Here is a 1,268-nt window from a genome sequence, read left to right on the forward strand (position 1 = left end):
ATTATCAGGTGAAGCGCCATCTTCAAAAAAAGATTCTCGTGAGCGACTTGCCATCTGCCCAATGCGAAATTCAAGATCATAGTTGGCATGCCGTTGAGAGGTCGCATGCCAAAATAGGCCAAGCCCTGTGGATCTATGAAGCCGATTGGGCTCCCGTTGACATAAGAGTACGTTGACCAACTCCCACCGGATAACCCTATTGGGTCGCTCTGCGCATAGCTACCTTTCGAGCTGTCGTAGCTGCGGAAGTAGTTGTACCAAAGCCCCGACTCTGCATCCGCATACTGCCCCGGGAATCGCAGATTCTGCGTGAAGGCCCCGAGCCCATCGGGATTCGTCTCCGGTGCCGTCGTCCCGAACGGCTCGGCCAGCCAGCGCCAGCGCTTGGCTCCGTTCTGGTCCACAACGATGCGCGGCGCATTCAGGTGATCCGTGTGGATGTAGTAGATGAGTGGCGGGTTGTTCGCATTGGCCGGGTCCGGTATGAACATCGCCACCGGGATGCTGTCCAGCCACACGTATTCGCGGATCGCCTTGCCGGCCTGGTCGTATTCCCCGAGCAGTTGCCCCTTGAGGTCGTACACGAAGATCACCGTCTCGCCCGTGCTCGTCACTTTGCGGATGCGCCGGCGCTCTGCGCTGTAGTCGTAGCTGCCGGTCACCCCTGTCTTCGTGATGCTCGCGATCGAGCCGTTCAGGCCGTAGGTCGCCGTGTAGCCCACGCTGTCGCTGGTCGTGTTGCCGGCGTTGTCGTACCCGAAGCTGCGAGCTGGGTTCGTGATGTTCGTCAGTCGGTTGCTCGTCGCCTCGGTCGTGTACTCACTTGCGCTGCCGTTCAGGCTCACGCTCGTGCGGGTGCCGTTCGGGTCGTAGGCGATCGACCAACTCGATGCCGAGGCGGTGATGCTGGTGAGGCGGCTGTTCCCGTCGTACCCGAAGCTCTGGTCCAGCGCGGGTTGCGCCGAGCCGTCACTCGCCAGCAGGTGCGTGAAGCCGCTGATGCGGTCGGCGGCGTCGTAGCTCACGTCGCGCAGCACGTTGCCGAGCGGGTAGCGCACGATGCGCCCGCCCAGGTCGAACAGCCGCGTGTGGTTCATCAGGCCGCTTGTCATGTGCCAGTCCCAGCCGCTCACCGGGCCGAAGGGTTCCCACTTCACGTTGCTGATCAGCGGGACAGGCGCGCTGCCTGCGTCTTTCGCCAGGCTCATGCCGATGAGCTCGCCGGTGTCGCGCGTGATCACCAGCACCCGGCCCGACGGGTAGGTGAT

Annotated in this window: 1 protein-coding gene; it reads right to left on the reverse strand. The window is 62.5% G+C overall.

Translation table 11 applies throughout. The features are described from left to right. Positions 1–1,268: RHS repeat domain-containing protein (locus AC1D15_RS32925; RefSeq protein WP_477829373.1), on the reverse strand; the 1,268-nt coding region annotated here is incomplete at both ends.

The sequence above is a fragment of the Rhizobacter sp. P2_H2 genome (assembly GCF_056403375.1).